The 26,359-nt window shown below is 73.1% G+C and carries 21 protein-coding genes; 13 read left to right on the top strand and 8 right to left on the bottom strand.

All coding sequences use genetic code 11. The features are described 5' to 3' along the window. The first annotated feature begins 325 nt into the window (after positions 1-325). The 7 genes from ABH925_RS31355 to ABH925_RS31385 all read left to right on the top strand — a co-directional run bounded on the left by ABH925_RS31355 (position 326) and on the right by ABH925_RS31385 (position 7,786). Positions 326-1,453: a ParA family protein gene (locus tag ABH925_RS31355; protein WP_370153473.1), complete on the top strand. Its 1,128-nt coding sequence runs from the start codon at positions 326-328 to the stop codon at positions 1,451-1,453. Further along, complete coding sequence (locus tag ABH925_RS31360) at positions 1,450-1,965, top strand: hypothetical protein (protein ID WP_370153534.1); 516 nt, start codon at positions 1,450-1,452, stop codon at positions 1,963-1,965. The genes ABH925_RS31355 and ABH925_RS31360 overlap by 4 nt, the downstream gene beginning before the upstream one ends. A 165-nt stretch (positions 1,966-2,130) precedes the next feature. Further along, on the top strand, positions 2,131-3,204 hold the full coding sequence (locus tag ABH925_RS31365) for a ScpA family protein (RefSeq protein ID WP_370153475.1): 1,074 nt from the start codon (positions 2,131-2,133) through the stop codon (positions 3,202-3,204). Positions 3,205-3,767: 563 nt separating this feature from the next. Continuing rightward, positions 3,768-4,391 carry an SMC-Scp complex subunit ScpB gene (scpB, locus tag ABH925_RS31370; protein WP_370153536.1) on the top strand — a complete coding sequence of 208 codons (624 nt, stop codon included), beginning with the start codon at positions 3,768-3,770 and terminating at the stop codon, positions 4,389-4,391. Positions 4,392-4,452: 61 nt separating this feature from the next. Continuing rightward, the gene (locus ABH925_RS31375) at positions 4,453-5,589 is read left to right on the top strand and encodes a pseudouridine synthase (protein ID WP_370153477.1); all 1,137 of its coding nucleotides are present in this window, start codon (positions 4,453-4,455) and stop codon (positions 5,587-5,589) included. A 13-nt stretch (positions 5,590-5,602) separates the two neighbouring features. After that, the gene (locus tag ABH925_RS31380) at positions 5,603-6,187 is read left to right on the top strand and encodes a TetR/AcrR family transcriptional regulator (protein ID WP_370153479.1); all 585 of its coding nucleotides are present in this window, start codon (positions 5,603-5,605) and stop codon (positions 6,185-6,187) included. A gap of 105 nt (positions 6,188-6,292) precedes the next feature. After that, positions 6,293-7,786, top strand: a complete 1,494-nt coding sequence (locus ABH925_RS31385) for an MFS transporter (protein ID WP_370153480.1) — start codon at positions 6,293-6,295, stop codon at positions 7,784-7,786. 210 nt (positions 7,787-7,996) lie between these two features. Here ABH925_RS31385 and ABH925_RS31390 read toward each other — a convergent pair whose 3' ends face one another. The 3 genes from ABH925_RS31390 to ABH925_RS31400 all read right to left on the bottom strand — a co-directional run bounded on the left by ABH925_RS31390 (position 7,997) and on the right by ABH925_RS31400 (position 13,224). Then, a complete protein-coding gene (locus ABH925_RS31390; RefSeq protein ID WP_370153482.1) occupies positions 7,997-8,527 on the bottom strand; it encodes a DUF6879 family protein in 531 nt (176 codons plus the stop codon). A 1-nt stretch (position 8,528) separates the two neighbouring features. Beyond that, positions 8,529-8,729, bottom strand: a complete 201-nt coding sequence (locus tag ABH925_RS31395) for a hypothetical protein (RefSeq protein ID WP_370153483.1) — start codon at positions 8,727-8,729, stop codon at positions 8,529-8,531. 370 nt (positions 8,730-9,099) lie between these two features. Continuing rightward, a complete protein-coding gene (locus tag ABH925_RS31400) occupies positions 9,100-13,224 on the bottom strand; it encodes a S8 family serine peptidase (protein WP_370153485.1) in 4,125 nt (1,374 codons plus the stop codon). 204 nt (positions 13,225-13,428) lie between these two features. Here ABH925_RS31400 and ABH925_RS31405 point away from each other — a divergent pair, with 204 nt between their 5' ends. Then, positions 13,429-14,406, top strand: coding sequence for a transcriptional regulator (locus tag ABH925_RS31405; RefSeq protein ID WP_370153487.1), 978 nt, complete (start codon positions 13,429-13,431; stop codon positions 14,404-14,406). 175 nt (positions 14,407-14,581) lie between these two features. Here the strand turns inward: ABH925_RS31405 and ABH925_RS31410 are convergent, their stop codons facing one another. After that, positions 14,582-16,720 (bottom strand): hypothetical protein, encoded by a 2,139-nt coding sequence (locus ABH925_RS31410; protein WP_370153489.1) that lies wholly within the window; start codon positions 16,718-16,720, stop codon positions 14,582-14,584. Positions 16,721-16,994: 274 nt separating this feature from the next. Then, complete coding sequence (locus tag ABH925_RS31415) at positions 16,995-17,375, bottom strand: DUF952 domain-containing protein (RefSeq protein ID WP_370153491.1); 381 nt, start codon at positions 17,373-17,375, stop codon at positions 16,995-16,997. Between the two features lie 76 nt (positions 17,376-17,451). Here ABH925_RS31415 and ABH925_RS31420 point away from each other — a divergent pair, with 76 nt between their 5' ends. Next, positions 17,452-18,576, top strand: a complete 1,125-nt coding sequence (locus ABH925_RS31420; RefSeq protein WP_370153493.1) for a M24 family metallopeptidase — start codon at positions 17,452-17,454, stop codon at positions 18,574-18,576. Positions 18,577-18,597: 21 nt separating this feature from the next. Here ABH925_RS31420 and ABH925_RS31425 read toward each other — a convergent pair whose 3' ends face one another. Then, on the bottom strand, positions 18,598-20,025 hold the full coding sequence (locus tag ABH925_RS31425) for a PLP-dependent aminotransferase family protein (RefSeq protein ID WP_370153495.1): 1,428 nt from the start codon (positions 20,023-20,025) through the stop codon (positions 18,598-18,600). Here ABH925_RS31425 and ABH925_RS31430 point away from each other — a divergent pair. From ABH925_RS31430 to der, 4 genes are all read left to right on the top strand, one after another. Then, positions 20,024-20,995: a DMT family transporter gene (locus ABH925_RS31430; RefSeq protein WP_370153497.1), complete on the top strand. Its 972-nt coding sequence runs from the start codon at positions 20,024-20,026 to the stop codon at positions 20,993-20,995. The genes ABH925_RS31425 and ABH925_RS31430 overlap by 2 nt on opposite strands. Before the next feature lie 289 nt (positions 20,996-21,284). Then, complete coding sequence (locus tag ABH925_RS31435; RefSeq protein ID WP_370153498.1) at positions 21,285-22,376, top strand: prephenate dehydrogenase; 1,092 nt, start codon at positions 21,285-21,287, stop codon at positions 22,374-22,376. 94 nt (positions 22,377-22,470) lie between these two features. Further along, on the top strand, positions 22,471-23,181 hold the full coding sequence (cmk, locus tag ABH925_RS31440) for a (d)CMP kinase (RefSeq protein ID WP_370153500.1): 711 nt from the start codon (positions 22,471-22,473) through the stop codon (positions 23,179-23,181). 193 nt (positions 23,182-23,374) lie between these two features. Continuing rightward, on the top strand, positions 23,375-24,763 hold the full coding sequence (gene der, locus ABH925_RS31445; RefSeq protein ID WP_370153538.1) for a ribosome biogenesis GTPase Der: 1,389 nt from the start codon (positions 23,375-23,377) through the stop codon (positions 24,761-24,763). Between the two features lie 162 nt (positions 24,764-24,925). Here the strand turns inward: der and ABH925_RS31450 are convergent, their stop codons facing one another. Together ABH925_RS31450 and ABH925_RS31455 are read right to left on the bottom strand one after the other, a co-directional pair. After that, the gene (locus ABH925_RS31450; protein ID WP_370153501.1) at positions 24,926-25,288 is read right to left on the bottom strand and encodes a hypothetical protein; all 363 of its coding nucleotides are present in this window, start codon (positions 25,286-25,288) and stop codon (positions 24,926-24,928) included. Between the two features lie 82 nt (positions 25,289-25,370). Then, complete coding sequence (locus tag ABH925_RS31455) at positions 25,371-26,270, bottom strand: hypothetical protein (RefSeq protein WP_370153503.1); 900 nt, start codon at positions 26,268-26,270, stop codon at positions 25,371-25,373. Positions 26,271-26,359: the final 89 nt, after the last annotated feature.

Here is a 26,359-nt window from a genome sequence, read left to right on the forward strand (position 1 = left end):
TGTGACATCACCCTCGCATGCGGGTGATGACGGTGGTCGGAAGAGCTGTTCCGTCAGCTGCCGCTTGGCTTTGAGGCGTTGTAGGGGCGTACGCTCGGTGAGCCGGTGATGATCTAGTCATATCGACATGTTGGTTCATGCATCGCCGGTGTGGTGGTTGGCGCTACTGTGTCGTTGCTAGGCTGCGGCACGGCACATGCCGCCCAGCGGAGGGGGCACAGCCCCAGAGCCCCATCCAGAGTCCGTGTCAACGGCGGTCGCCAAGGAGGTAAGACGACTTGTGAATGAGTCGACATTTGCTCCCGGGGGTGGTCAGCCAGGACTGGTGCAGGACGTCGCCGGTCACTCCGGTGAGAACGCGGCGGAGGTGCGCACCTTTGACGCGCGCCAGCAGTACGGCGCCGAGTACGAGACCCACCAGTACCTGGGCGCGACGGAGCGCTTCGACGCCGGCGCCCGCAACGCGGAGCCGGTCCGCGAGGCGGCGGTCGAACCCGGCCTCGCCTACGCCGAGCTGCCGGACGGTCAGTTCTACGACCCCGACGCCGAGTACGAGCCCGACCCGGAGTACGCGGCCACGCTCGCCCCGGACGCGGCCAGGCAGCGCCGCGAGCGGGTCGGTCCCACCGGCCGTCCGCTGCCGTACTTCCCGATCCCCTCGCCGCTGACCGAGCACGGCCCGGCGAAGATCGTGGCGATGTGCAACCAGAAGGGCGGGGTCGGCAAGACCACCTCGACCATCAACCTCGGCGCGGCGCTGGCCGAGTACGGCCGCAGGGTGCTGCTGGTCGACTTCGACCCGCAGGGCGCGCTCTCGGTCGGCCTGGGCGTCAACCCGATGGAGCTCGACCTCACGGTCTACAACCTGCTCATGGAGCGGGGCCTGACGGCCGACGAGGTGCTGCTGAAGACCGCCGTCCCCGGCATGGACCTGCTGCCCTCCAACATCGACCTGTCGGCCGCCGAGGTGCAGCTGGTCAGCGAGGTGGCCCGGGAGTCCGCGCTGGCGCGGGCGCTCAAGCCGCTGCTGCCCGACTACGACTACGTCATCATCGACTGCCAGCCGTCGCTGGGCCTGCTCACGGTCAACGCGCTGACCGCGGCGAACAGCGTGATCGTGCCGCTGGAGTGCGAGTTCTTCGCGCTGCGCGGGGTGGCCCTGCTCACCGAGACCATCGAGAAGGTCTGCGAGCGGCTCAACCCCGAGCTGCGCCTGGACGGGATCCTGGCCACCATGTACGACTCGCGCACGGTGCACAGCCGCGAGGTGCTGGCCCGGGTGGTCGAGGCCTTCGGCGAGCACGTGTTCCACACCGTCATCGGCCGTACGGTGCGCTTCCCGGAGACCACCGTGGCCGGCGAGCCGATCACCACCTACGCCTCCAACTCGGTCGGCGCCGCCGCCTATCGCCAGCTCGCCAGGGAGGTGCTCGCCAGGTGCCCCGTCGAGTGAGCCTGCCGGGAGCGGACGAACTGTTCCGGACCACCGGGGGGATGTCGCTCACGCCCGCACCCCGCGAGAACCGTGAGCCCCGGGAGAGCCCGGAGCAGGCCCGCGACGGCAAGTCCGCGGACGCCATCGGCGAGCACACCGCGGCGGGCGCAGGGGCCGGTGCCCCGGCTCAGGCCCAGCCGCAGGCACCGTCCGCGCCGCAGCAGCGGCAGCCGGCCGGCCAGCACAACGGCAGCCCGGCCCCGGCCGGGGAGGGCCCGGCCCGGCGCAAGCCGCGCGGTGGCACCCGTTCCCGGCCCACCGGCCGGGAGCGGCACGAGGAGAAGATCACGGTCTACGTCTCGGCCGAGGAGCTCATCGACCTGGAGCACGCGCGGCTGGTGCTGCGCGGTGAGCACGGCCTGGCGGTCGACCGCGGCCGGATAGTGCGTGAGGCGGTCGCGGTGGTCCTGGCCGACCTGGAGCAGCGCGGCGAGGCCAGCATCCTGGTACGGCGGCTGCGCGGGCGCTGAGCGCCCGGCAGACGCGGGCCGGGGCGGACCCGGCGTGGGCGGGTGCGGACCCGGCGCGGGCGGGTGCGGCGTGGGCCGACCGGGGTCCCGGCGGGGTGTCGCTGTCGGCGTGTCGGCGTAGTGTGCGGGGCATCGAACCACCGCTGACCAGCACGATGGACCCTGATGACGACCACTTCGGAACCCGCCGACACGGAAGCACCGGCGACCCGGGCCGGACCGGAGGCCCAGGCCGGGCAGGCCCCTGCCTCCGTGCCGGGGCCTGAGGCCGGGTCCGAACCCCAGCCGGCGCCCGAGTCCGGGCCGGAGCCCGAGCCGGAGCTTGAGCCCGAGCCCGAGCCCACGGGCGGATTCCTGGTGCGGCTGGACAACTTCGAGGGCCCGTTCGACCTGCTGCTCAGCCTGATCGCCAAGCACAAGCTGGACGTCACCGAGGTCTCGCTGTCGCGGGTGACCGACGAGTTCATCGCGCACATCCGCGCGATGGGCCCGGACTGGGACCTCGACCTGGCCAGCGAGTTCCTGGTGGTCGCCGCCACGCTGCTGGACCTCAAGGCGGCCCGGCTGCTGCCGGTCGCCGAGCTGGAGGACGAGGAGGACCTGGCCCTGCTGGAGGCCAGGGACCTGCTCTTCGCCCGGCTGCTGCAGTACCGGGCGTACAAGCGGGTCGCCGCGATCTTCGCGGAGCGCTGGGCGGCGGAGCAGCTGCGCCGCCCGCGTACCGTCGGCCTGGAGCCGCAGCACGCGGCGCTGCTGCCCGAGGTCGTGATCAGCATCGGCCCGGAGGGCTTCGCCCGGCTGGCGGCGAAGGCGATGGTGCCCAGGCCGAAGCCGGTGGTCTACGTCGACCACATCCACGCGCCGCTGGTCAGCGTGCGCGAGCAGGCGGCGCTGGTGCTGGAGCGGCTGCGGCACCTGGGCACGGCCAGCTTCCGCACGCTGACCGAGGACGCCCCGGACGTGCTGACCGTGGTGGCCCGGTTCCTGGCGCTGCTGGAGCTGTACCGGGAGCGGGTGCTGCACTTCGACCAGCCGGAGGCGCTGGGGGAGCTGCTGGTGCAGTGGATCGGCGAGGAGGGGGCGCGGATCGAGGTGAGCGAGGAGTTCGACGCCCCGCCGCAGAACGCTCCGCCGCAGGGGGATGACGCGCGGTCGGACCAGCCGCGGCGGGATCCGGCTCAGCAGGATCGGACACTGGGGGATCAGGACGGAGACGGACCGGAGGGCGAGGACGGATGACCGGCAGCAGCAGCACTCACGACGACGAGACCCCCGACGGCGGCGCGTCCCGCTCCGTCCGCCGTCGCCTCGGCATGCCCGGCCGCCCCCGACCGGCCGAGTACCTGGAGACCACCTGGGCCGAGCCCCCTGACACGTGGATCGAGCCTCCCGACGAAGCGCGAGCCGCACCCCGTGGCGACGGCGAGCCGTCCCCGGGACCGGCTCCCGTACCAGGGCCGCCACCCGTGCCAGAGCCAGAGCCGACGCCTGCCCCGGAGCCGACGCCCGCCCCGTCACCGGCTCCGCCGTCGCCGCGACCTGCGCCCGTGCCCGAGCCGCGCCCTGTCCCCGAGCCCGGCCCCAGCCCGGTGCCGGAGCCGCTGCCGCGTCCGGTGCCCGAGCCCGGTCCCAGCCCGGTGCCGGAGCCGCTGCCGAGCCCCGTGCCCGAGCCGGATCCGGTGCCGAGTCCGCTGCCGCGCCCGCCTGCTCCCGGGCCACCGCCGCTGCCCCCGGCACCGCCGCCGCTGCCGGTGCCCGATCCGGGGCCGCTCTCGGCGTCGCCCACAGCGCCGCCGCCCTTCGTGCCGTCGTCGGGCGGGGCCTCGGCGCAGCCGTCCGCGCTTGCGGAACTGGAGCTGAAGCCGGCTCTGGAGGCGATTCTGATGATCGTCGACGAGCCGGCCACCAGCGCCCATCTCGCGGACGTGCTGGAGCGTCCCCGTCGCGCGGTCGAGGCCGCGCTGCGGGAGCTGGCGGCCGAGTACACCGCCCAGGGACGGGGCTTCGAGCTGCGCTTCGTGGCCGGCGGCTGGCGTTTCTACAGCCGCGCGGCCTGCGCCCCGGCGGTCGAGCGGTACGTCCTGGACGGCCAGCAGGCCCGGCTCACGCAGGCCGCGCTGGAGACGCTGGCGGTCATCGCCTACCGTCAGCCGGTGTCCCGTTCCCGGGTATCCGCCGTCCGTGGTGTGAACTGTGACGGCGTAATGCGTACCCTGGTACAGAGGGGTCTGGTCGAGGAGACCGGGTCCGAACCGGAAACGGGAGCGATCCTGTACCGGACGACGCAACAATTTTTGGAACGGATGGGGCTGCGCGGCCTGGATGAGCTGCCGGAGCTGGCCCCCTTCCTGCCTGAGGCCGACGACGTGGAAGCGGACTCGCAGGAAGGCTCCGCGATCGCCGAGGCGGTCGCAGGGAGCAGGTGACAGGCAGTGACACCCGCCCTGGGACGCGGCCCCGACGACGGACTCGACAACGGACTTCTTGATGCGTAGCGGTAGCAGTGGTAACGGCAGGAACAACAGCGGTGGCGGCGGCGGTAGCCGCGGGGGGAGTGGCGGGAGCGGTCGCGGGAGCGGCACCCCGCGCGGCGCCGGTGGCGGCCGCAGTGGGCAGCGCGGCGGGCCGACGGCCCCCCAGCGCCGCAGTGGCAGCGGCTGGGAGCGGGAGACCCCGCGTCCCGAGGAGCGTCAGTACGACCGTCCCGAGTTCGGCGCCAAGGAGCCGGGCCGGGGCCGTTCGGTCGGCCAGATCCGCCCCGGCGGTCTGGGCGGCGGGGCCGGCGCCAAGCGCGGTCCGGCCAAGCCGGTGCGCTCGCGCGAGCTGCAGGCGAAGGTCGAGGACGCGGTCAGGGCCCGGCACGACAAGCCGGCCGTGAAGCTGCCGAAGACCTTCGGCGAGCCCGAGGGCGAGCGCCTGCAGAAGGTGCTGGCGCGGGCCGGCATGGGCAGCCGTCGCGCCTGCGAGGAGCTGATCGACCAGGGCCGGGTCGAGGTCAACGGCGAGCGGGTGCGCGAGCAGGGCAAGCGGGTCGACCCCGCCAACGACGAGATCAAGGTCGACGGCCTGACCGTGGCCACCCAGTCGTACCTGTTCTTCGCGCTGAACAAGCCGGTCGGCGTGGTCGCCACGATGGAGGACCCGGACGGCCGCCAGTGCCTGGGCGACTACGTGAACAACCGGGAGACCCGGCTGTTCCACGTGGGCCGGCTGGACACCGAGACCGAGGGCATCATCCTGCTCACCAACCACGGCGAGCTGGCGCACCGGCTGACCCATCCCAAGTACGGCGTCACCAAGACGTACCTGGCCGCGATCCAGGGCCCGATCCCGCGCGACCTGGGCAAGCAGCTGGCCAAGGGCGTCGAGCTGGAGGACGGCTGGGCCCGGGCCGACAGCTTCAAGGTGGTGCAGAACGTCGGCAAGAACTACCTGGTCGAGGTCAGCCTGCACGAGGGCCGCAAGCACATCGTGCGTCGGCTGATGGCCGAGGTCGGCTTCCCGGTCGAGAAGCTGGTGCGGGTGCAGTTCGGCCCGATCGCGCTGGGCGACCAGAAGTCCGGCTGGCTGCGCCGCCTCACCAACCCCGAGGTCGGCCAGCTGATGAAGTCCGTCGGTCTGTAGGGGCGGGGGCCGGATGACCGCGACGGTGCGCCGCACCCGCCTGAGCACCGAGCGCGAGGCGGAGCTGTACCGGGCCGTGATCGCGCTGGTGACCGAGGTCGGCTACGAGGCGATGACCATGGACGCCGTCGCGGCCCGCTCCCGCTCCAGCAAGGCGACCCTCTACCGGCAGTGGCAGGGGAAGCCGCAGCTGGTCGCGGCGGCGATGCGGCACACCAAGGCGGTGTCGATGGTGGACATCGACACCGGCAGCCTGCGCGGCGACCTGCGGGAGCTGGCCCGCAGGGTGGCCGAGGCGGCGGAACGCGACACCGTGTTCATGAGCGCCATCGGTCACGCCGTGCACCAGAACTCGGAGCTCGGCGACGCGCTGCGGGAGATGCTGATCGAGCCGGAGCGCGCGGTGCTCATCACGATGCTGGACCGGGCCGTCGCCCGCGGCGAGGTACGCGCGGACGCGGCGGCCGGGGAGTTCTTCGCGCACATGCTGCTGGGCTCGGTGGTGTCGCGGAAGGTACTGGAGGACCGGTTCGCGGACTTCGACTACCTGAGCCGCTACCTGGACGCCGTGGTCCTGCCCGCGCTGCTGAACAGCTGACCTGCCGGCTGCCGGGGCCGTACCCCCTTATCGAAACGTTTGCGTTTCGCTAAGGGGGTGTCGTAGGGTCATTGAGTACGAAACCGTTTCGTTCGGGGAGTAGCCATGACCCAGACCGCCGTCGACGCGCAGGTCGACACCGCGCCCGGTCCCGACCACGCCCACGCGCGCCGCTGGTGGGTGCTGGCCGTCATCGGCCTGGCCCAGCTGATGGTCGTCCTGGACGCCACCATCGTGAACATCGCCCTGCCATCGGCCCAGCGCGACCTGGGCTTCTCCAACGCGGACCGGCAGTGGATCGTCACCGCCTACTCGCTCGCCTTCGGCAGCCTGCTGCTGCTCGGCGGCCGACTGGCGGACCTGATCGGCCGCAAGGTGGTGTTCCTGGTCGGCGTGGTCGGCTTCGCCGCCGCCTCCGCCCTGGGCGGGGCCGCGGGGAACTTCGAGATCCTGGTCACCGGGCGCGCCCTGCAGGGCCTGTTCGGCGCGCTGCTCGCACCCGCTGCGCTCTCGCTGCTGAACACCACGTTCACCGAGGCCAGGGAACGGGCCAAGGCGTTCGCCATCTACGGCGCCATCGCCGGTGCCGGCGGCGGCATCGGACTGCTGCTCGGCGGACTGCTCACCGAGCACGCCAGCTGGCGCTGGACGCTGTACGTGAACCTGGGCTTCGCCGTGCTCGCCTTCGCGGGCGGACTGGTGCTGCTCACGGCCGGCCGTCCGGCCAACCGTCCCAAGCTGGACCTGCCCGGCACCGTGCTGGTCTCCGCCGGACTGTTCGGCCTGGTCTACGGCTTCTCCAACGCAGAGACGCACCACTGGTCCTCGCCGCAGACCTGGGGGTTCCTGGTCGCCGGCGGCCTGCTGCTGGCGGTCTTCGCCTGGTGGCAGACCCGCGCCGCGCACCCGCTGCTGCCGCTGCGCGTCCTGCTGGACCGCAACCGGGGGGCGTCGTTCCTGGCGCTGGCCATCTCCGGCGCGGGCATGTTCGGAGTCTTCCTGTTCCTGACCTACTACCTGCAGGCCTCGCTGCACTACTCGCCGGTCAGCACCGGCCTGGCGTTCCTGCCGATGGTCGGCGCGCTGATGGTCACCGCCCAGCTGTCGACCACCCTGCTGATCCCCCGCCTGGGCCCCAAGCCGGTGGTGCCGCTGGGCATGGGCCTCGCCGCGGCCGGCATGACCTGGCTGACCGCGCTCGGCCTGCACAGCGGCTACGCCGCCGACGTGCTGCCCGCGCTGTTGGTCACCGGCTTCGGCCTGGGCCTGGTGATGCCCCCGGCGATGAGCCTGGCCACCGACCGGATCTCCCCGGAGGACGCCGGGGTCGCCTCGGCGGCGGTCAACACCATGCAGCAGATCGGCGGCTCGATCGGCACGGCACTGCTCAACACCCTGGCCGCCAGCGCCGCCACGAACTACCTGACCGGCCGCCGGCCCACCCCGGACGTGCTGGCGCAGGCACAGCTGCACAGCTACTCCACCGCCTACTGGTGGTCCGCGGGCTTCTTCACCGTCGGCCTGCTCCTCACCGCCCTCCTCTACCGCCGCGGCCGAGTCACCCAGGAGGCCGGCGCCCCTGTGGCCGTCCACATGTGACCACCCGTCCGCCCGCTGAGCTTCACGGCGAGCAGTCGGACACGGCTGGCGCCCGCCCCGGCATCATCCCGAGGCGGGCGCAGTGCCGTGCTGTCCTACTCCTCGGCGTCGCCGAGCGTGGCGGCCACGAACGTCTTCAGACGGAACAGCGCGTCCCGCCGGCCACTCCACACGTTGGAGTCCGTCCTCTGCTGCGCCTGCTCGTAGCAATTACGTTACCGCGACCCTGAACTCCTCGTACCGGACGGCGTGTTGCCAGGCCAGGTCCCGGATCCGACACCCTTCCACGATCCGGGCAGGGTCATGGTCCAGCTCCATGCCCGAGCAGACTCCGCCCTCGTCGAAGTGGAGCGTGGCGATCACCGCGTCGTCGAACAGCCAGAAGTCCCGCATCGGCAGGCCGAGCGACTGTGCCTGGTCCCGGGTCAGGTACCTGATGTCCTCACCTGCAGCGATGTTGAACGGGCTGCCGGTGAGCAGGAATCGCTGGCCCACGGTGGGCGGGGTGTCGACCAGGCGCACGCGTTCCACCGTCCGGCCTGTGGCCACCAGGGAGCGGATGGTGGCGTACCAAGGGCCGTCAGGATCTCTGGAGGGGTCCTGGCCGGCGATGAAGCGCTGGTAGGGCCTGCTGTGGGTGTCCGAGTCGTACCTGCGCTGCGTCTCCAACCGCCATGCGGAGCGCTCGAACCCGCCGTCGAAGAACTCGTTGATCTTGTCTGGGCTGATCAGCTCGGCCACGTCACGCCCTCGGGCCGAAGCGGGTCAGCAGTTCTCGCGGGACGACGACGAACTTCTCGCCGGGCAGCACGTCGCGCAGCTGCCCCAGGGCCTCGGGGTCGGTGAGTTCGTATCCCTGCACGACGAAGTCGCCGGTCGGGGTCTCGTACAGGCTCGGGCACTGCCCGCTGTCGCTCGTGCTGCCGATGAACGTGAGCTTCATGGTGGTCACCCTTCGCTCGATCCCGGATCGGTCACCGGGCTGCTGGGCACCGTAGCGCTGCGGACGAGAATCAGAAGAGGAACAATCCGGAAATGTGTAACGGTCAGCAGGGGCGGCGGCCTACCCGCCGGCCGTACTTCTCAGTAGTGCCAGTGGAGGCGGCCGGACTCCATCCCGCAGGTGATGACGTTGCCGTGCGCGTCGACGGTGGACAGGCCGGCGTCGGCGTCCGGGCAGAACTCTCCCCGACGCACCGTCGGCCTGCCCAACCCCGACGGGGTTGGGCAGGCCGACGTCACGCACCCGCCGATTCACCATCGGCGTCCGGGTGCCGGTCGGGGCCTTCGGGGGGTGGTGGGTTGGTGGTGGGTCAGTAGGTGAAGGCCTGGATCTGGGCGCTGTTGGGGGCGTAGGTCCAGCCGGTGCGGGTGGTGGGGTCGAGTTGGATGGTGCGGTCGGCGGTGCGGCTGAGCGGTCCGGTCAGGGCGGGGGCGAAGTTGAAGGAGGAGAGGGTCCGCAGGACCTTCCCGGTGGTGAGGTCGACCACGTCGAGCTGGCTCATGGCGTTGCTGTCGGTGATCTCGGCGAACGGCTGGCCGTAGACGACCCGGCCGACCGGGGTGCCGTAGGCGACCACGGCCAGGTGGTGGACGCCGTCCACGGCGAGACCGAGCGGGTTCTCCTGGCGCTGGCGGAAACCTCCGGCTGCGGCGAGGGTCCGCTCGTCGTAGCCCGAGAGACCGGCCGTGCCGGGGAAGTTGACGCTGAAGGCGGAGTAGGTGAGGCTCCAGCTGGAGCTGCCGTTCTGGCTGGAGGCGAACTGCACGCCGCAGGAGCTGACGCCGGCGGGTGAGGCGGTGACCGCCCGGGAGCCCAGGTCGACGTTCAGGACCTGCTTGGCGCCGAAGCCGAAGCAGAACCCGCCACCGCCGAGGTGGGCGACCTGGACCGTGCCGGTGGAGGCGTCCAGGTCGAGGCCGGTGAAGTACCGGCCGCTGGTCTGCCCGGCCGCCGGGTCGAGCGGGATCGCGGTGCCCAGCGCGCCGGTCGCCATGTCCAGCGGCAGCAGCTGGTCGGTGTTGCCGGGCTGGGCCCAGACCAGGAGCGCCGCGCGGTGCCGGGTCGGGTCGACCCGGCCGCCGAACAGCAGGTACCGGCTCGCGGTCAGGGTGACCGGAGCGCCGATCTCGGTGCCGGTGCTGAGGTTCCAGACCTCCAGGGTCTTGGACTGGTCCCCCGTCCAGTGGGCGAGCAGGACGCTGTGGGCGGTGGTGTCCACGCCGAGGACGTCGTACTGGGCGGAGGCGGTGGCGTCGCTGGTGACCACCGCGCCGTACCGGCCGGTGGCGGTGTCGTAGCGGCGGACCGACGCGCCGGTGGTGGAGCCGTGGGGGAGGCCGGTGACGGCCGCCACCGAGTCATGGCCGGCGGCGGCGAAGCCGAGCAGGCTGCCCGAGCCGGGGATCTGGCCGTCGTCGACGGTCAGCGCCGAGCTCGGCGAGGCCTGTCCGACCGGCTTCCCGTCGCCGCCGACCGGCAGTACCCGGACGTTGTACTGGACCGAGGAGGCCAGTCCCAGCGCCAGCGCGTCGAGCCGGACGCTGCCGGCGCGGCGAGGCAGGGGCTGGTAGACGACGGAGCCGCTGTCGAAGCCGTCGTTGTCGCGGGCGGTGCCGTTCTGGGCGGTGAAGGTGTTGAGCGAGTTGAACAGGGTCGGGGCCGGGGCGGAGATCTCCAGCACCGCGCCGCGCACGCCGTGGACGCGGGAGACGTCGTAGCGGAGGCTGAAGGCCGGGGCGGCGCGGGTGACCGTGACGGTGTGGCCGTAGGGCTGGCCGGCGGCGGCGAGGGTGGGGGCGTCGGGGCGGCGGTCGGCGGTGAAGCCGTCGACGCGGAGCGGTGCGAACTCGCCGTACACCGGGTTGGCCGGGACGACGTCGTTCTGGATGACGCCGACGCCGTAGAGGCCGCCGCCGGTGAAGGCGCTCGCCGGGATGGTGACGGTGCCGCTGGTCGCGGTGAGCGCCGTGGACCAGGCCGGGTTGAACAGCGCGGCGAGGGCCGGGTTCCAGTGGCCGACCGTGGAGAGCACCAGCTTGGGCGACTTGACGCCGCGTACGTCGCCGAGGTCGTAGTGGACGGTGACGTCCTGGCCGTCCCGGACGACCGGGGCCACGGTGGGGGGTGCGGCCTCGGTGACCGTACCGGTGCTGGCGCTGAGGGTGAGCGAGCGGGTGACGGAGACGCTGCCGCCGCGCGGCTGCCGCACGCTGAAGCTGTAGCCGACGGTGCGCGGGGCGGTGGAGACCAGCGGAAGCCCTGCGGCGGTGAGGAGCTGGGCCGGGGTGACCCGGATCGAGGGGGTGTCGGAGTCGAACACCGTACTGCCGACGGTGAGCCGGTAACGGGCGTCGCGTCCGGCGCCGGAGACGTCGGCGGCGATGGTGACCGGTCCGGCCAGGCCCTGGCCGGTGGCACGGCCGTTGCCGTCGACGGGCCCGGACAGATCGATGGCGCCCTGGTCGGTGTACTCGACGAAGGTGCCGCCGAGGCCGCTCACGCTGACCCGGTGGGCCACCGAGAGGCGGTCGATCCGGGGGAGGCGCTGCCCCTTCGCCCCGGGGAGCAGGGACTCCACGGCGGCGGTCAGGTCCACCTGCGGGCCGACCTGCAGGCTGCGGTCGATCTGCGGGGCGGTGCCGACCCTGCGCGCGGTGTGCTCCAGCAGATCCCGGATCTGCGCGGGGGTGAGCGTGCGCCCGGCCAGCCGGGCGGCCTGCTTGACCACGGCCGCCGCTGCGGCGATCTCGGGCGCGGCGGCGGAGGTTCCGCCGCTCAGGCCGACGCCGACGGACTGTGCGGTGTCGCCGCTGTGGGCCATGGCGACGATGTTGTCGCTGGGCGCGGAGAGGTCGATCCGGCTGCCGAAACCGGAGGAGAAGTCGCCCGATCCGCTGATCCGGGTCTCGGCCACGGTGGCCGCCCCGGCGGGTCCGGTGGCCAGGGTGTCGTCGGTGGTGCTGCCGCCGGCGGCGATGGCGCCGCTGTCGACGACCTCGCTGGGCGTGGTCGAGGCCGCGTCGTCGTTGATGCCGGTGGCCCTGGCGGGGTCGCGGGTGACGTCGGTCGGGGTGCTGCCGCCGTCCGGGCCGACCGCCGCCGGGGTGTAGAGGCGGGTGCCGTCGTTGGCGGCGACGGTGACGGTGATCCCGTACTGGTGCACGATGGTGGCGATCACGCCCTGCAGGGTCGGGTCGTCCTCCAGGTAGCGCCCGGCGAAGCCGGTGGTGTCGGTGCCGAAGCCGAGGCTGGCGTTGATCACGTCGGGGCGCGGGGTCTGCCTGGCGGCGGCCAGCAGCGCGACGGCGACCTGGTCCATGGTCGGCTGCGCGGGTACCACCAGGCGGTAGGAGGCGCCGGGGGCGATGCCGAGCAGGTCGGTGACGCCGCTGCCGGTGGCCCCGGGGCGCTGCCGGTCGTGCGGGAGCGGGGACATGACGCCGAAGTCGAGCAGGATCTCCCCGTCGGAGGCGTCCTGGTCCTCGGTGGAGCCGGTCGGGTTCAGCACACCGGAGGCGTCGGCGGTGAAGGTGGGGATCAACGGCATGGAGGGCAGGTCGAGGTAGCGCTGACCGTTGCTGACCACGGTGGTCGCGCCGTTCGCCCGGACGTAGGGGTCGCCCGCGTCGGCCATGGACTGGTCGGTGAGGTCGCCGATCGAGACATTGGTGATGATCTCGCCGGTGCCGGGGAGCTGGCCGTAGCGGCCGGTCAGGTCGGAGTACGCGCCGACGGCGTCGACCCCGCCGGCGTTGAGCCAGCTTTCGAGGGAGGAGGTGAGGCCGTAGTTGGTCGGGAGCGAGGGCGCCGGCGAGGGCGCCGTGCCTGCGGCCCTGCCGGCGGTCGTGGCGGCTTTCCCGGCCCTGACGGCGGCGGCCGGCAGCGGGGTGTAGCCGCTGCTCATGCCGCCGACATAGCGGTTCGGCTCGGCGCGGAGCACACCGGGGACCGAGGCCAGCCGGGCCGCGGCGGCGGCCGGGTCCTCGGTGCCGACGTCGGCGATCAGGAGTCCGCCGGCCAGCGGGTGCAGAGCGGTCGCACGCAGCCCGGCGAGCGCGGCGTTCAGCGGAGCACTGGAGGTGGGCGCGGCGGTACCGGTGCTGGTCCTGGTGGTGGCGAGGGTGGTCTGCGGCGCGAGTTGCAGCAGCACCTGTCCGGGGACGACCTGTCCGGCCTTCCGTGCCGCGCCCGTGGCCGGGGTCGGGGTCCAGCCGGCCCCGAGGGCCGGGTGGCCCTTGGGCGCTGCGGGGGACACCGGCGGCGCGGCCTGGGCGGCGGAGGCCGCGGTGTTGGCGGCGGCGGTGTTGGCGGTCGCCGTGCTGGAGGTCGCGGCAGGTAGGGCCGTGGCGGGACCGGTGGCGGCGCCGATGAGCGCGCCGACGGCGGTGAGCAGAGCGAGAGCGCGGGTGGCTCCGCCCGGTATGTGCCGGGTCATGGGCTTCCTTTCTGCGCGGACGGGGTCGCGTTCGCGCATATGACCTGCGGCGTCAAACCGCAGCCACGACACCGGAGTTCGTTCAGGGGTGTGATTCCGGCAGCCGCGTGGGAGCAACTTGGCAGGTGGGGACGGCGAGGCACAAGATGATCGCCTGACGGGTAATCGCCAAGTGGCGCAACCACGCCAGTGGGGAGGACGGCCATGTTCGAGGCAGTCGGACTGCCTGGGCCGGACGGTGCCGTGTACGCGGCGCTGGTCGGCCATCCGTACGCGAGCGCCGCCGAGTTGGGGCTCTCCTGCGGTCTGGCGCCCGGTCAGGTGGGCCGCTCGCTGGCGCGGCTGGCGCGGGACGGCATGGCCAGCCGGACCGGCGGTCGCCCGGCCCGCTTCCTGGCCGCCGCCCCGGACGTGGCCATCGGCTCGTTGATCGGCCATCAGGAGGAGGTGCTGCGGCAGACCAGGTCGGCGGTGCACGGGCTGATGGAGACCTACCGCGAGGCCTCCCGGTACACCCACCCCGCCCACTCCGTCGAGGTGCTCACCGGCCGCGAGACCATCGGCCACCGGGTGAACCAGCTCCAGGAGGGTGCCCGCGAGCAGATCCGGGGCTTCGACCGGCCGCCCTACCTGGAGGACCCGGGCGCCAATCTGGGCCGTACCCGGCGCCGGCTGCGTGAGGGCATCGGCTACCGGATCATCTACGACCGCGCGGCGGTGGCCTGGCCGGGGCGGCTGGAGAGCGACATCCTGGTGAGCTGCGGGGAGGGGGAGCAGGCCCGGGTGCGTCCCGAGCTGCCGATGAAGATGGTCCTGGCCGACGCCCGCCAGGCCGTCATCCCGATCGGGGCGCAGGAGCACGTGGTCGAGGCCGCGTACGTGATCCACCCGTCCTCGCTGCTGGACGCGCTGGTCGCGCTGTTCGAGGGCGAGTGGGAGCGGGCCGTACCGGTTCAGGCCACGGCGGCCGGGGCGGCCGGGGCGGAGGGTCACGGTCCCGGCGAGGACGGCAGGCGGTTGCTCGCCCTGCTGGCCTCGGGCCTGACCGACGAGGGCATCGCCCGCGCCCTGGGGTGGAGTTACCGCACCACGCAGCGGCGGCTGCAGGCGCTGATGCGCGAGCTGGACGCGGGCACCCGCTTCCAGGCCGGCATGGCCGCACGCGACCGAGGCTGGCTCTGACACCGCCCGCGTCCGCGCCGTGCCGCGAGTGGATCGTGCCGCGTAGGCGCCGCTGGGGAACGAGCCGTAGGCGGGAACGCGGCGTGGGAGGGGCCGGGTGGCCCCTCCCACGGTTCTGCGGATCAGCCGGCCTCGGCGTGCGGCCGGCCTCGTGCGGGTGCTGCGTCAGGCGGCGTCACGCGGCAGCGGCCTGCTGGGCCTGCTTGATCAGGACGTCGGCCTGGTGGGTCAGCGTCGCGGCCTGGTGCCGGTCGATGCAGCCGTGGTGGAAGGCGACAGCGTCGAGCAGTTGCGAGATCTGCGCCGCGAGCTTGTCACGCGCGGTGCCGAGCTTGACGAGCTTCGCCTCGTCGGCGGTGTAGGTGGCGTCGCCCGCGCTGCTGGAGGAGACACCCGCGTTGGACAGCTTCAGCGTCGCCTGCGCGAACTGGCCGACGCCGGCGTCGAGCTGCTTGTAGGCGGCCGCCAGGCGCTGGTACGAGTCCGTCTGGTCGGCGAGGGAGCCGGTCAGCGCGTCGTGCTTGAGGAACGGGGTCAGCACGACACCGTCGCTGCGGTAGTCGTCGCGCAGGCCCAGCAGCGCCAGCATGGTGGGCCGGATGTCGGTGTGGTCGGACCACACCGCGCCGGTCTGGCCGAGCTTGCGGACACCCGGTCCGACCAGGCCGAGCCAGGTCGTGTTGATGTCACTGGAGAAGTCGCCGTGGTTCCAGGCGAAGCCGGGGCCCAGTGCCACGCACGGGGAGTTGCAGTTGTTCGCCGCGCCGTAGACGTAGTAGTTCGGGTCGGCGAACGAGGTGAACGTCGGCGTGCGCTTGGGGTCGCCGCTGACCATGTGCAGCAGGTTCATCTCGGTCTGGTCGGCGAGGTAGTTGTTGATCGTGTCGGTTTTGCCGGTGATCGGGTTCACCGCCGTGACCTTGGACCAGGCCTGCTCCAGCCCCCGGGTCGCGGGCGCGGTCTGCGTCGGGTTCCCGGTCAGGTAGAAGTTCGGCGCGGAGTCCGCGTGCAGCTTGAACGGTGTGGTGTTGTTCTGCTGCGTGGCGAGCAGGCCGTTGGCGTTGGCGTTGATCTCGCCGATCTGCTGGTAGCTGCACGGCACGGTGACGCCGTCGCAGTTCGCCGGAGTGGGCGCGCCGCCGACGAAGTGGTCGTTCTCGTCGGAGGTCACCACGAACAGGGTGTTGGACGAGTTGATCCCGTCCTTGCCGAGCCGGGTGAAGAAGCTGCCGAAGGCGTTGTCGTAGGACTTGAGCTGCGCCACGTATCCGGCCTCGCCGGGACCGTAGGCACCGCTGTTGGCGCCGTGCTGGTCGTGGGCGTCGGAGATGTAGGCGTAGGTGACCGGGACGCCGGACTCCTGCATCTGGGCGACGTAACCGAGCGAGTTGTTCGCCGTCATCGAGTCGAAGCCGGGGAAGCCCGGGTTGCCCTTGTAGTCGGTGATCTGGTTGCCGTCGGTGGAGTCGACCACACCGTTGGCGGCGATCGCCGGGTCCACCGACTTGGCGCCGAACAGCGCCTGGTAGCCGTTGTAGCCGCCGGGCTCGTCGGGCAGCAGGTCCGCACTGGTGCCGCCCTTGGCGCAGACCTTGGAGCCCTTGGCGCAGTGCACGCCGATGCCGACGAAGTCGGCCTGGGCCTTGGTCGGGTCGGCCTTGGCCTCGGCGGCCTGGGCGGAGTTGGGGCCGAACACCTTGTTGATGTCGACGGTGGTGTTCTCCAGGATGGTGTTCGCCGCCGAGACGGCCCCGAAGTCACAGCCGGCCCTGGTGTAGGCGGCCCACGGCGCGGGGGTGTTCTTGCCGTTCTGGCCGACCATCGTGTATGAGGAGTCGGTCGGGGTCGGCACCGAGGTGTCGGCGACGCCGTCGGTCCAGTAGGCGAAGCTGCTCGCCGAGTTGGTGGTGCCGTCCGGGTTGTAGTACCGGTACGAGTTGGCCACCGGCTGTCCGTGGTCGCTGCCGTAGAGGCCGGTCAGCGAGGTCAGGATGTCGTTGCCGGTGTGGGCGATCAGCGGCGTGTGGTGGTTGCTGTCCACCACGCCGTTGCTCTTCAGGAAGTTGAGCAGGTTCGGCATCTGCTCAAGATCGGAGGGGACGTTGGGGTTGTCCCGGGTCAGGTGCACATTGTCGAACTGCAGGTAGATCACGTGGCTGACATCGCGTCCCCCTGCGGAGAGCTGACAACCGGACTTCTTGCCCTGGCTGCCGCCGCCGTGCTGCGGCGACGTCGCGGCGGCCGAGCCGGCGGTGACCCCGCCGAGTCCCAGGCCGGCGGCCAGTGCCAGCGCGAGTACCTTCCTCTTGCGCATCCTGCTCCTTCTCTGGACACTGACGCGCGCCGGATATGACGCGCGTAGATCGTGATCCGGGAAGGCCCCAAGGACGCCCCCCGTCGCACGCGCATCAGAGTTCCACAGGGTCGGCGAACGCGACAGGGGGCGTTTGGCTCACCGTCGGTAAGAAGCAGGTGAACCGGCGGTAACGCGCCGGGAGCGCGGACGGGTCCGGACAGGCGGGACCCACCCCGCGCGCTGCGTCCTTGCGGAGCAGGCGGGGTGACGATCGGTCAGGCGGGTCGGGCGGTCAGCTCCAGGCGGTGAGGCGGGCCCAGTGGCCGGTGCCGTCGCGCTGGACCTCCAGCATGCCGACCACCGCGCTGCGGTTGATCGGGCCGTAGACATGCGGGTACAGCACCGCCTGCGATCCGGGCGGCGGGGCAGGGGCGGCGGCCTCCCAGCGCAGCGGGGCGTCCAGCGCCTCCTCGTCGATGAGCAGCACCATCAGCGGGCCGGTGGTGCGCGTGAAGCGCTCGTTGGCGACGGCCAGCACGGTGTTCTGGTCGCCGGGTTCGGTGTCGGGGTCGGGTGAACAGTGGATGAAGCCCTCCAACGCCAGCGAGGCCGTGGCGTAGGGGCGGTCGGGGTACGCCAGCCAGCCGTCGAGCGTCGTCAGGTGCAGAATCATGCTCCGTTTGTACCTGATCGCCGCCCGCAGGTCATCTGTCTGGCAGCGCAGGTGACGGCGTGATGGACTTGGCCGCATGGCCCATGACGCACAGCTGTACCCTGCCGACCGCATCGCCCGCGCCCAGAAGGCGGCGGCCGAGGCGGGACTCGACGCCCTGCTGATCTCGCCCGGTCCCGACCTGCGCTACCTCACCGGGTACCAGGCGCTGCCGCTGGAGCGGCTCACCTGCCTGGTCGCTCCGGCGAACGGTGACCCGTTCCTGGTGGTGCCGCTGCTGGAGCAGCCGGCCGCGGAGGCCTCGCCGGTGGGCGGGCTCGGCCTGGAGATCGTCGGCTGGCGCGAGACCGAGGACCCCTACGCGCTGGTCGCCGGGCGGCTGCCGGTGGGCCCCGAGGGGCGGGTCGGCGTGGACAACCACATGTGGGCCGAGAAGGTGCTCGCCTTCCGGGCGGCGCTGCCGGGGGTGGAGCAGGCGCTGGCCGGGGAGGTCCTCGGGGCGCTGCGGATGCGCAAGTCCGCCGCCGAGGTGGCCGCGCTGCGCGAGGCGGGGGCGGCGATCGACGCCGTGCACGCGGCGGTGGGGCAGTGGCTGCGGCCCGGCCGCACCGAGCGCGAGGTGGGCAGGGACATCGCGGACGCGATCCTGGCGGCGGGCCACGAGACGGTCGACTTCGTCATCGTCGGCTCGGGCCCCAACGGCGCGAGCCCGCACCACGAGCTCTCGGACCGGGTCATCGGCGCCGGGGAGCCGGTGGTGGTGGACATCGGCGGCACCATGCCGAGCGGCTACTGCTCCGACTCCACCCGCAACTACTGCGTCGGCGAGGCCCCGGCCGAGTACCTGCGGGCGTTCGGGATCCTGCTCGCGGCGCAGACCGCGCAGTGCGAGTCGGTCCGCCCGGGCATCACCGCCGAGCAGTTGGACGCGGTCGGCCGCGACCTGATCACCGAGGCCGGCTACGGCGACCGGTTCATCCACCGCACCGGCCACGGCATCGGCCTGGAGACCCACGAGGAGCCCTACATCGTCTCCGGCTCGGCCCGTCCGCTGGAGCCCGGGATGGCCTTCTCCATCGAACCGGGCATCTACCTCCCGGGCCGCTTCGGCGCCCGGATCGAGGACATCGCCGTCTGCACCGAGGACGGCGGCGACCGCCTGAACCTGACCCCCCGTGACCTGGTCCGCCTGGACGGCTGACGGGGAGCATTCACCTCCCGGTCAGCGCCGAAGTGCGTCCAGGAGGTGGCCGATGCCGTCGGTGAGCTGCTGGGTGTTGGCGGCGCCGGCGTAGCTGATCCGCAGGTACGGGGCCGGGGGTTCGGCCGGGAAGTAGGCGCGGCCGGGGGTGACCGCCGCGCCCGCGCGGTGGGTGGCGGCGACGACGGCGGCCTCGTCGGTGCCCTCGGGCAGCCGCAGCCACAGGTGGTAGCCGCCGAGCGGGATCGCGGGCGGGAGCAGCTCGGGGGCACGGCGCAGCAGCTCGCCCGCGACGGCCTGCCGGCGGTCCCGCAACTCCCGTGCGACCAGCCGCAGATGGCTGCGCCAGCTGGGCGCGGCGACCAGTTCCAGCGCGGTCTCCTGCAGCGGGCGGGGGACGAAGAAGCTGTCCACGGCGTGCAGCGCGCGCAGCCGCTCGTACGCCGCGCCGCGCGCGGTCAGCGCGCCGATGCGCAGGCTGGGCGAGGTGGCCTTGGTGAGCGAGCCGACGTGGACCACCACGCCGTCCGGGTCGTCGGCGGCCAGCGGCAGTGGCAGCGGGGGCGCGTCGGCGTGCACCAGCTTGCGGGCGAAGTCGTCCTCGACCACGAAGGCGCCCGCCTCGCGGGCGATCCGCAGCACCTCGCCGCGGCGCCGCGGGGAGAGCACCGCGCCGGTCGGGTTGTGGAACAGCGGCTGGCACACCAGGACCCGGGCCCCGGTGGCCGCGAAGGCGTCCGCCAGCAGGTCGGTACGGACGCCGGAGTCGTCCACCGGCACCGGAACCGGCCGCAGTCCGGCCGCGCGGGCGATGGCCAGGGTGCCGGGATAGCTCGGCGACTCGACCAGGACCGGCGCCCCGGGCGGGGCCAGCGAGCGCAGTGCGGTGCTCAGCGCGCTCTGCCCGCCCGCCGTGACCAGCACGTCCGCCGCGCTCAGCGACCCGGCCGGGCCGCTGATGTCGGCGGCGAACCAGGCCCTGAGCTCCGGCAGTCCCTCGACCGGGGGCCGGCTCCAGGTCCCGGGCCGGCGACCGGCCCGGGCCAGTGCGGCGGCGAGAGCGCGTTCGGGCTGCAGCGAGGGGTGCAGATAGCCGCCGTTGAGGTCGATCACCTCGGCGGGCGGCACGGACAGGGTCGCCAGCACCCCGGAGGCGTCGACGGTACGGGCGTCCGCCTGGGCGCTCAGCGCCACCTGCTGCCAGGACAGGTCGCCCACCGCCCCGGCGCGCGGATGGGCGCGCGGCGCACGGAACACGCCCGCGCCGGGACGGGAGACCACCAGACCCTCGGCGGCCAGCACCGCTACCGCACGGGAGACCGTGCCGGGGCTGACCCGGTACCGCTCCATCAGCGTCCGGCTCGGCGGCAGCATCTGGCCGTCCGTGTAGCGCTGCAGTTCCCGCCGCAGCGAGTCGGCGAGGGTGGCGACACTGCTACGCTCATTCATGAGAATACATGGTAGCGCTATCTCCCCGAGGTCGATATCGGGAAGCAGTGGCACTCTGCTCGCCGGGCTCGGCGTGCTCTGCTTCTCGCTCAGCTTCCCGGCCACCGCCTGGGCCCTGAGCGGCGGCGACGGCTTCGGCCCGTGGACGGTGACCGGCCTGCGCGGCGTGCTGGCGGCGCTGGCGGCCGGCGTCTGCCTGATTCGGGCCCGGGTCCCGGTGCCCGCGCGGCAGCACTGGCCGGCGCTGGCCGTGGTGGCGCTCGGCTGCGTGGTCGGCTTCCCGCTGCTGACCACGCTGGCCCTGCGGATCTCGACCACGGCGCACTCCGCCGTGGTCGTCGGCCTGCTGCCGCTGGCCACCGCCGTGGTCGCGGCGGCCCGTGGCCGGACCCAGCTGACCGGGGTGTTCTGGTGCGCGGCCGGCGTCGGTGCGGCCGCGGTGGCCGGGTTCGCGGTGGCGCAGAGCGGCGGCCGTCCGGGCCTGGGCGATCTGTTCCTGGTCGGCGCGCTGCTGGTGTGCGCGGCCGGATACGCGGAAGGGGGACGGCTGGCCCGCCGGATGCCGGGCTGGCAGGTGATCGCCTGGGGCGTGGTCGCCGCGCTGCCGGTCACCCTGCTGGTCTCGGTCCCGGCGCTGGCCCTGGAGCCGGTGCACCTGACCGCACGGTCGGTGTCCGGACTGCTCTACCTGGCGGCGGTCTCCCAGTTCGGCGGGTTCGTGCTCTGGTACCGGGGGATGGCGGCGGTCGGCGTGCCCAGGGCCAGCCAGCTGCAGCTCGCGCAGCCGCTGCTGACCCTGCTCTGGTCGGTGCTGCTGCTGCGGGAGTCGCTGCCACCGCTGGCCCTGCTGACCGCGACGCTGGTGGTGGGGTGCATCGCGCTGACCCAGTGGGCGGGCCGGGACGGCCGACGGCAGCTCCGCGTCTCGGTCGCTGGACGAAGAATTCCGAATGGCGGGCAGGCGGACTAGGGTGACCCGGCCGGAAGGGTCGGTACGGTGCTTCGCGGGGGGTGCCGTACCGGCTCGCTGATCGGGTCGGTCTGCGCCCCGGCCCGATCGGCGGATCTCCCGTGCATCACGAGACCTCCGCCAGGCGATCTCCCGATCCGTTGCGCCGGGCGTACCCCCGCCGCCGGGCCGATGCGGGATCATGAGAGCCGGCACTGTCCGGGTCCGGCGCAGCAGGGTCCTGGCGACAGGTGCTCACCGCAACGGCCCAGCCGGTCAAGGCCGGGCACCAGAGGACGGACAACCCGCCATGCGCACCGCCGCCGTCATCGGCACCGGACTGATCGGCACCTCCGCCGCGCTCGCGCTGAGCGCCCGCGGCATAGCGGTGCACCTGCGCGACGCCGATCCCGACGCCGCCAGGACCGCGGCCTCGCTGGGTGCGGGAACCCTCGACGATCCCGAGGGCCCGGTCGACCTCGCCGTCCTCGCCGTGCCGCCGGCCCTGATCGCCCCGGTGTTGGCCGCCGCCCAGCGCGAGGGCCTGGCCCGCCACTACACCGACGTGGCCAGCGTCAAGGCGGGCCCGCGGCGGGACATCGCCGAGCTGGGCCTGGACACCGTCCACTACATCGGCAGCCACCCGATGGCCGGCGCCGAGCGCAACGGCCCGCTGGCGGCGCGGGCCGACCTCTTCGAGGGCCGGACCTGGGTGCTGACACCCACCCCCGACACCGACACCGACACCCTCAACGCCGCCCTGGAACTGGTCGCCCTGTGCGGGGCCGTCCCGGTGGTCATGGACGCCGCCGCGCACGACCGCGCCGTCGCCCTGGTCTCGCACACCCCGCAGGTGCTGGCCAGCCTGGTCGCGGCCCGGCTCGAACACGCCGAGGAGAACGCGGTACGCCTGGCCGGACCCGGCATCCGCGACACCACCCGGATCGCCGGATCCAATCCGCGGATGTGGGTGGAGATCCTCAGCGCCAACGCCGGCATGGTCGCGGACGTACTGGAGGAGCTCGCGGCCGACCTCGGCGGCGCGGTCTCCGGACTGCGCGCCCTGCAGGCCGAGGACGAGGCCAAGCGCGGCGCCGGGGCGGTCGCCGTCGAGGACGTGCTGCGCCGGGGCAACGCCGGACGGGCCCGGATCCCGGGCAAGCACGGCGCCCCGCCGACCCGCTACGAGACCGTCGCGGTGCTCATCGGCGACCAGCCGGGCGAGCTGGCGCGGCTGTTCGCCGAGGCCGGACGGGCCGGGGTCAACATCGAGGACGTGCTGATCGAGCACTCCACCGGGCAGCAGGCCGGCCTGGTCCAGCTGATGGTCGCCCCCCCGGCGGCCGGTCCGCTGACCTCCGCGCTGCAGGAGCGGGGCTGGAGGGTCCGCTCCGACCGGTAACCTTGAGGGTGACCTCCGTTCGCCTCGCGTCGCCCCATGCCGCGAAGCAGCCGGATCCGCCGCCCGAAAGACCGACAGAGAAGGACCTTCCACCGTGGAAACCGCCGACCGCTCGGATGCCCCGGTGATCGTCGTCCTCGACGGTCCCGCCGGCACCGGTAAGTCCACCGTCTCCCGTGAGATCGCCTCCCGCCTGGGCCTGAGCTTCCTGGACACCGGCGCCATGTACCGGGCGATGACGTACTGGCTGCTCCAGAACGGCGTCGACGTGGACGACCCGGAGGCGGTGGCCAACGCGTCCGCCAAGCCGGTCATCCTGTCCGGCACCGACGCGAGCGGACCGACGATCACCGTGGACGGGCAGGACGTGTCCGGGCCGATCCGGGGCCCGGAGGTCACCGCGGCCGTCTCCGCCGTCTCCGCCGTCGCCGAGGTGCGCACCCGGCTGGTGGAGCTGCAGCGCGGGTCGGCGCACGCCGCGCCGCGCGGGATCGTGGCCGAAGGCCGGGACATGGGGACCGTGGTCTTCCCCGCCGCCGATCTCAAGGTGTTCCTGACCGCCTCGGTCGACACCCGGGCCGCGCGCCGCGCCGCGCAGCTCGGCCTGCAGGACCCGGCCGAGGTCGCCGCGATCATGGCCGACATCGAGCGCCGGGACGCCGCCGACTCCGGCCGGGCCACCGCGCCGCTGCGCAAGGCCGACGACGCGGTCGAGGTCGACACCAGCGAGATGAGCCCGGACGAGGTCATCGACCACATCATCGGCCTGGTGCGGCAGCGCGCCGCCGTGCCGGTGAGTCGATAGCGCGGTAACACCCCTTCAGCATGTAGTGCATGTAGTGAGCAGTACTGACGCTTTGCGCCCTGACCGGGCAGCGACGAACGAGAGTTGGCACGGGCAGATGAGCAGTGAGAACGTCGGCGGGACCGCCGCGACGGCAGGCAGCGCCGCGACCGAAGGCACTGGCGGGATCGACCCCGCGGACTACGCCGAGTTCATGGCGCTGGCCGCCGAGGAGGGCTTCGACTCGGAGGACATCGGCAGCCTGGAGGACGAGGGGCCGCTGCCGGTCCTCGCCGTCGTCGGCCGCCCGAACGTCGGCAAGTCGACCCTGGTGAACCGGATCATCGGCCGCCGCGAGGCGGTCGTCGAGGACCGCCCCGGCGTAACCCGCGACCGGGTCCAGTACGAGGCCACCTGGAACGGGCGCCGGTTCCGGCTGGTCGACACCGGTGGCTGGGAGATCGACGTCTTCGGCCTGGACGCCATGGTCGCCGCGCAGGCCGAGCTGGGCATCGAGAACTCCGACGCGGTGCTCTTCGTGGTCGACGCCACGGTCGGCGCGACCGACACCGACGAGGCGCTGGTCAGGCTGATCCGCCGGTCCGGCAAGCCGGTGGTGCTCTGCGCCAACAAGGTGGACGGGCAGTCCGCCGAGGCCGACGCGGCGATGCTCTGGTCGCTGGGCATGGGCGAGCCCCACCCGGTGTCCGCACTGCACGGCCGCGGCTCCGGCGACCTGCTGGACGCGGTGCTGGACAAGCTCCCGCCGGCCCCGCCGCAGACCTTCGCCGGCGACATCGTCGGCGGCCCGCGCCGGGTCGCGCTGATCGGGCGCCCCAACGTCGGCAAGTCCAGCCTGCTGAACAAGGTGGCCAAGGAGGACCGGGTCGTCGTCAACGAGCTGGCCGGCACCACCCGCGACCCGGTCGACGAGCTGATCCAGCTCGGCGGCAAGACCTGGAAGTTCATCGACACGGCCGGCATCCGCCGCCGCGTCCACCAGACCGCGGGCGCGGACTTCTACGCCTCGCTGCGCACCGCCGCCGCGCTGGAGAAGGCCGAGGTGGCGGTGATCCTGATCGACGCCAGCGACACCCTGGCCGAGCAGGACACCCGGATCATCTCCATGGCGGTGGAGTCCGGCCGCGCCGTCGTCGTCGCCTACAACAAGTGGGACAAGCTCGACGAGGAGCGCCGCTACTACCTGGAGCGGGAGATCGAGCAGGACCTGGTGCAGGTCCAGTGGGCGCCCCGGGTCAACGTCTCCGCGCTGACCGGCCGCCACATGGAGAAGCTGGTCCCGGCGATCGAGACCGCACTGGAGGGCTGGGAGACCCGCATCCCCACCGCCAGGCTCAACGCCTTCCTGGGCGAACTGGTGGCCTCGCACCCGCACCCGGTGCGAGGTGGCAAACAGCCCCGCATCCTGTTCGGCACCCAGGCCGGTGCGAAGCCGCCGCGCTTCGTGCTGTTCGCGTCCGGCTTCATCGAGGCGGGCTACCGCCGCTTCGTCGAGCGCCGGCTGCGCGAGGAGTTCGGCTTCGTCGGGACCCCGATCTCGATCAGCGTGCGGGTCCGCGAGAAGCGCGGGCGCAAGAAGTAGTACGGGCCTACGCCCGGGGCGCGGCGAGCGGAGCCGCGCGCCCGGGGTCTGCTGCCGCCGCGGCGCTGCCGTCGCCGCGGTGTTGTCGGCCGTTCCTGCGGCTGCGGCCGGCGTCGGCTCTGGCAGGTCCGCCGCGGCCGGGGTCAGCCCAGGGGGGCGGGGTCAGCCTCGGCCGGGGGGCAGCGAGAGGTAGCTGCGGTGCCGGCCCGCGCTGTGGCCCGCGGTGTCGTAGCCGACGGAGTCCTGCGGGTAGGGGGAGATCCGCTCCCACGGGGTGAACACCCCGGGCGCGGCGTAGCCGACCGGGCTGCCGGTGTGGCCGAACCCGGTGAACCGCAGCTCCTCCTCGCCCGAGCGGTCTCCGGGGAGTGCGCGGAAGAGCCGGCGGAACTCGGAGTAGAGCACGTCGTAGATGGGAGTCTCGGTGGGCAGCTCCCTCTCGAAGGCGCGGGGGGACGGCACCGGGGAGGTCGGCGGATAGCCGGGAGCCCGGCGGGGCGGCGGGAAGGCGTCGAAGGTCTGCACACCATGGCCAACGACCGGCCGCCCCGCCGGATGCGGGGTCTCCCCGTACTCGCCGGACCCATGCTCCCCGTCGCGTCGGGCCTCAGGTGCCGGCCAGCGGCAGCACCGCGCCGAACAGCAGGCCGCGCCGGGCCGCTCCGTCCATCGCGTACCGCAGCAGGTCCTCCCGGGGCTGACGGCCCACACTGCCGGCCGGGGCCGCGTACATCAGCACCTGCCCCTGCTGGCTCGCCGCGGACCGCCACGCCTCGGTGACCTGCAGCGGCTGGTGCGCCTGCCACCAGGCGACGGTGCCGCCGACCTGGGCGGGCTGCAGGATCGCGTGCAACTGTCCCATCGCCATCAGCACGGACCAGCCGGGCAGCTCGGCCGGGGCCTGCTCGACGTCCCGGACCTGGGCGAAGCCGTGGTCCAGCAGCAGAGCGGCGAAGTGGTCCTGCCCGCCCTCACTCCCCGGCCGGCCGACCGGGCCGGTCGGCTCGACCACCAGCGCGGCACGCGGGACGCCGGCGAACGGGCCCGTCTGGCTCAGCACGAGCCCGCAGGTGACGCCGAGCACGGCGGGCGGCGTCGCGTCCCCCTCGGCCGACTGCTGGGGCTGCTGGGGCTGGTGTGGCTCGGGCTGCGGCTCCGGCCGGGGCTGGACCTGGACGGCGTGGGTGTCGGCGCCCGCCTGCCCGATGGCGCCGGCCGGCTCCACACCGCCTGCCTGCCCGATGCTGCGGACCGCGCCGAGCAGCTGCTCCTCGGCGACCGGAACGACCTGGGAGGGGATGCAGCGGGCATGGGCGAAGGCGAGCACCGCCGTTTCCTCGCCGATGAACAGCACGGTCGCGGTCGGTTCGAGGGCGACGTCGCCCGGCGCACGGCAGGACGTGCAGTCGTACCGGTCGGGGGCTGTCATTCCGGAGAGCAGGCGGTCGGCCTCGTCGTCGCCGATCTCGGCACGGACCTCGTCGCTGACGTCGATCAAGCGCGGCACGAAGACTCCTTGGATCGCGGAGGCGTGGGGCGGTGCTGCCCCAGCCGTGATGACAAACGGACCGGGTGTGGTCCGGGTCACGGTTGACC

The sequence above is a fragment of the Streptacidiphilus sp. EB129 genome (genome assembly GCF_041262645.1).
GTDB lineage: Bacteria > Actinomycetota > Actinomycetes > Streptomycetales > Streptomycetaceae > Streptacidiphilus.

Excerpts from the sequence above, each read along its gene's own strand:
- ABH925_RS31365 (WP_370153475.1), top strand. The coding sequence starts at position 2,131 with ATGACGACCACTTCGGAACCCGCCGACACGGAAGCACCGGCGACCCGG.
- ABH925_RS31375 (WP_370153477.1), top strand. The coding sequence starts at position 4,453 with ATGCGTAGCGGTAGCAGTGGTAACGGCAGGAACAACAGCGGTGGCGGC.
- ABH925_RS31380 (WP_370153479.1), top strand. The coding sequence starts at position 5,603 with ATGACCGCGACGGTGCGCCGCACCCGCCTGAGCACCGAGCGCGAGGCG.
- ABH925_RS31385 (WP_370153480.1), top strand. The coding sequence starts at position 6,293 with ATGACCCAGACCGCCGTCGACGCGCAGGTCGACACCGCGCCCGGTCCC.
- ABH925_RS31395 (WP_370153483.1), bottom strand. The coding sequence starts at position 8,729 with ATGAAGCTCACGTTCATCGGCAGCACGAGCGACAGCGGGCAGTGCCCG.
- ABH925_RS31400 (WP_370153485.1), bottom strand. The coding sequence starts at position 13,224 with ATGACCCGGCACATACCGGGCGGAGCCACCCGCGCTCTCGCTCTGCTC.
- ABH925_RS31405 (WP_370153487.1), top strand. The coding sequence starts at position 13,429 with ATGTTCGAGGCAGTCGGACTGCCTGGGCCGGACGGTGCCGTGTACGCG.
- ABH925_RS31410 (WP_370153489.1), bottom strand. The coding sequence starts at position 16,720 with ATGCGCAAGAGGAAGGTACTCGCGCTGGCACTGGCCGCCGGCCTGGGA.
- ABH925_RS31415 (WP_370153491.1), bottom strand. The coding sequence starts at position 17,375 with ATGATTCTGCACCTGACGACGCTCGACGGCTGGCTGGCGTACCCCGAC.
- ABH925_RS31420 (WP_370153493.1), top strand. The coding sequence starts at position 17,452 with ATGGCCCATGACGCACAGCTGTACCCTGCCGACCGCATCGCCCGCGCC.
- ABH925_RS31430 (WP_370153497.1), top strand. The coding sequence starts at position 20,024 with ATGAGAATACATGGTAGCGCTATCTCCCCGAGGTCGATATCGGGAAGC.
- ABH925_RS31425 (WP_370153495.1), bottom strand. The coding sequence starts at position 20,025 with ATGAATGAGCGTAGCAGTGTCGCCACCCTCGCCGACTCGCTGCGGCGG.
- ABH925_RS31435 (WP_370153498.1), top strand. The coding sequence starts at position 21,285 with ATGCGCACCGCCGCCGTCATCGGCACCGGACTGATCGGCACCTCCGCC.
- der (WP_370153538.1), top strand. The coding sequence starts at position 23,375 with ATGGCGCTGGCCGCCGAGGAGGGCTTCGACTCGGAGGACATCGGCAGC.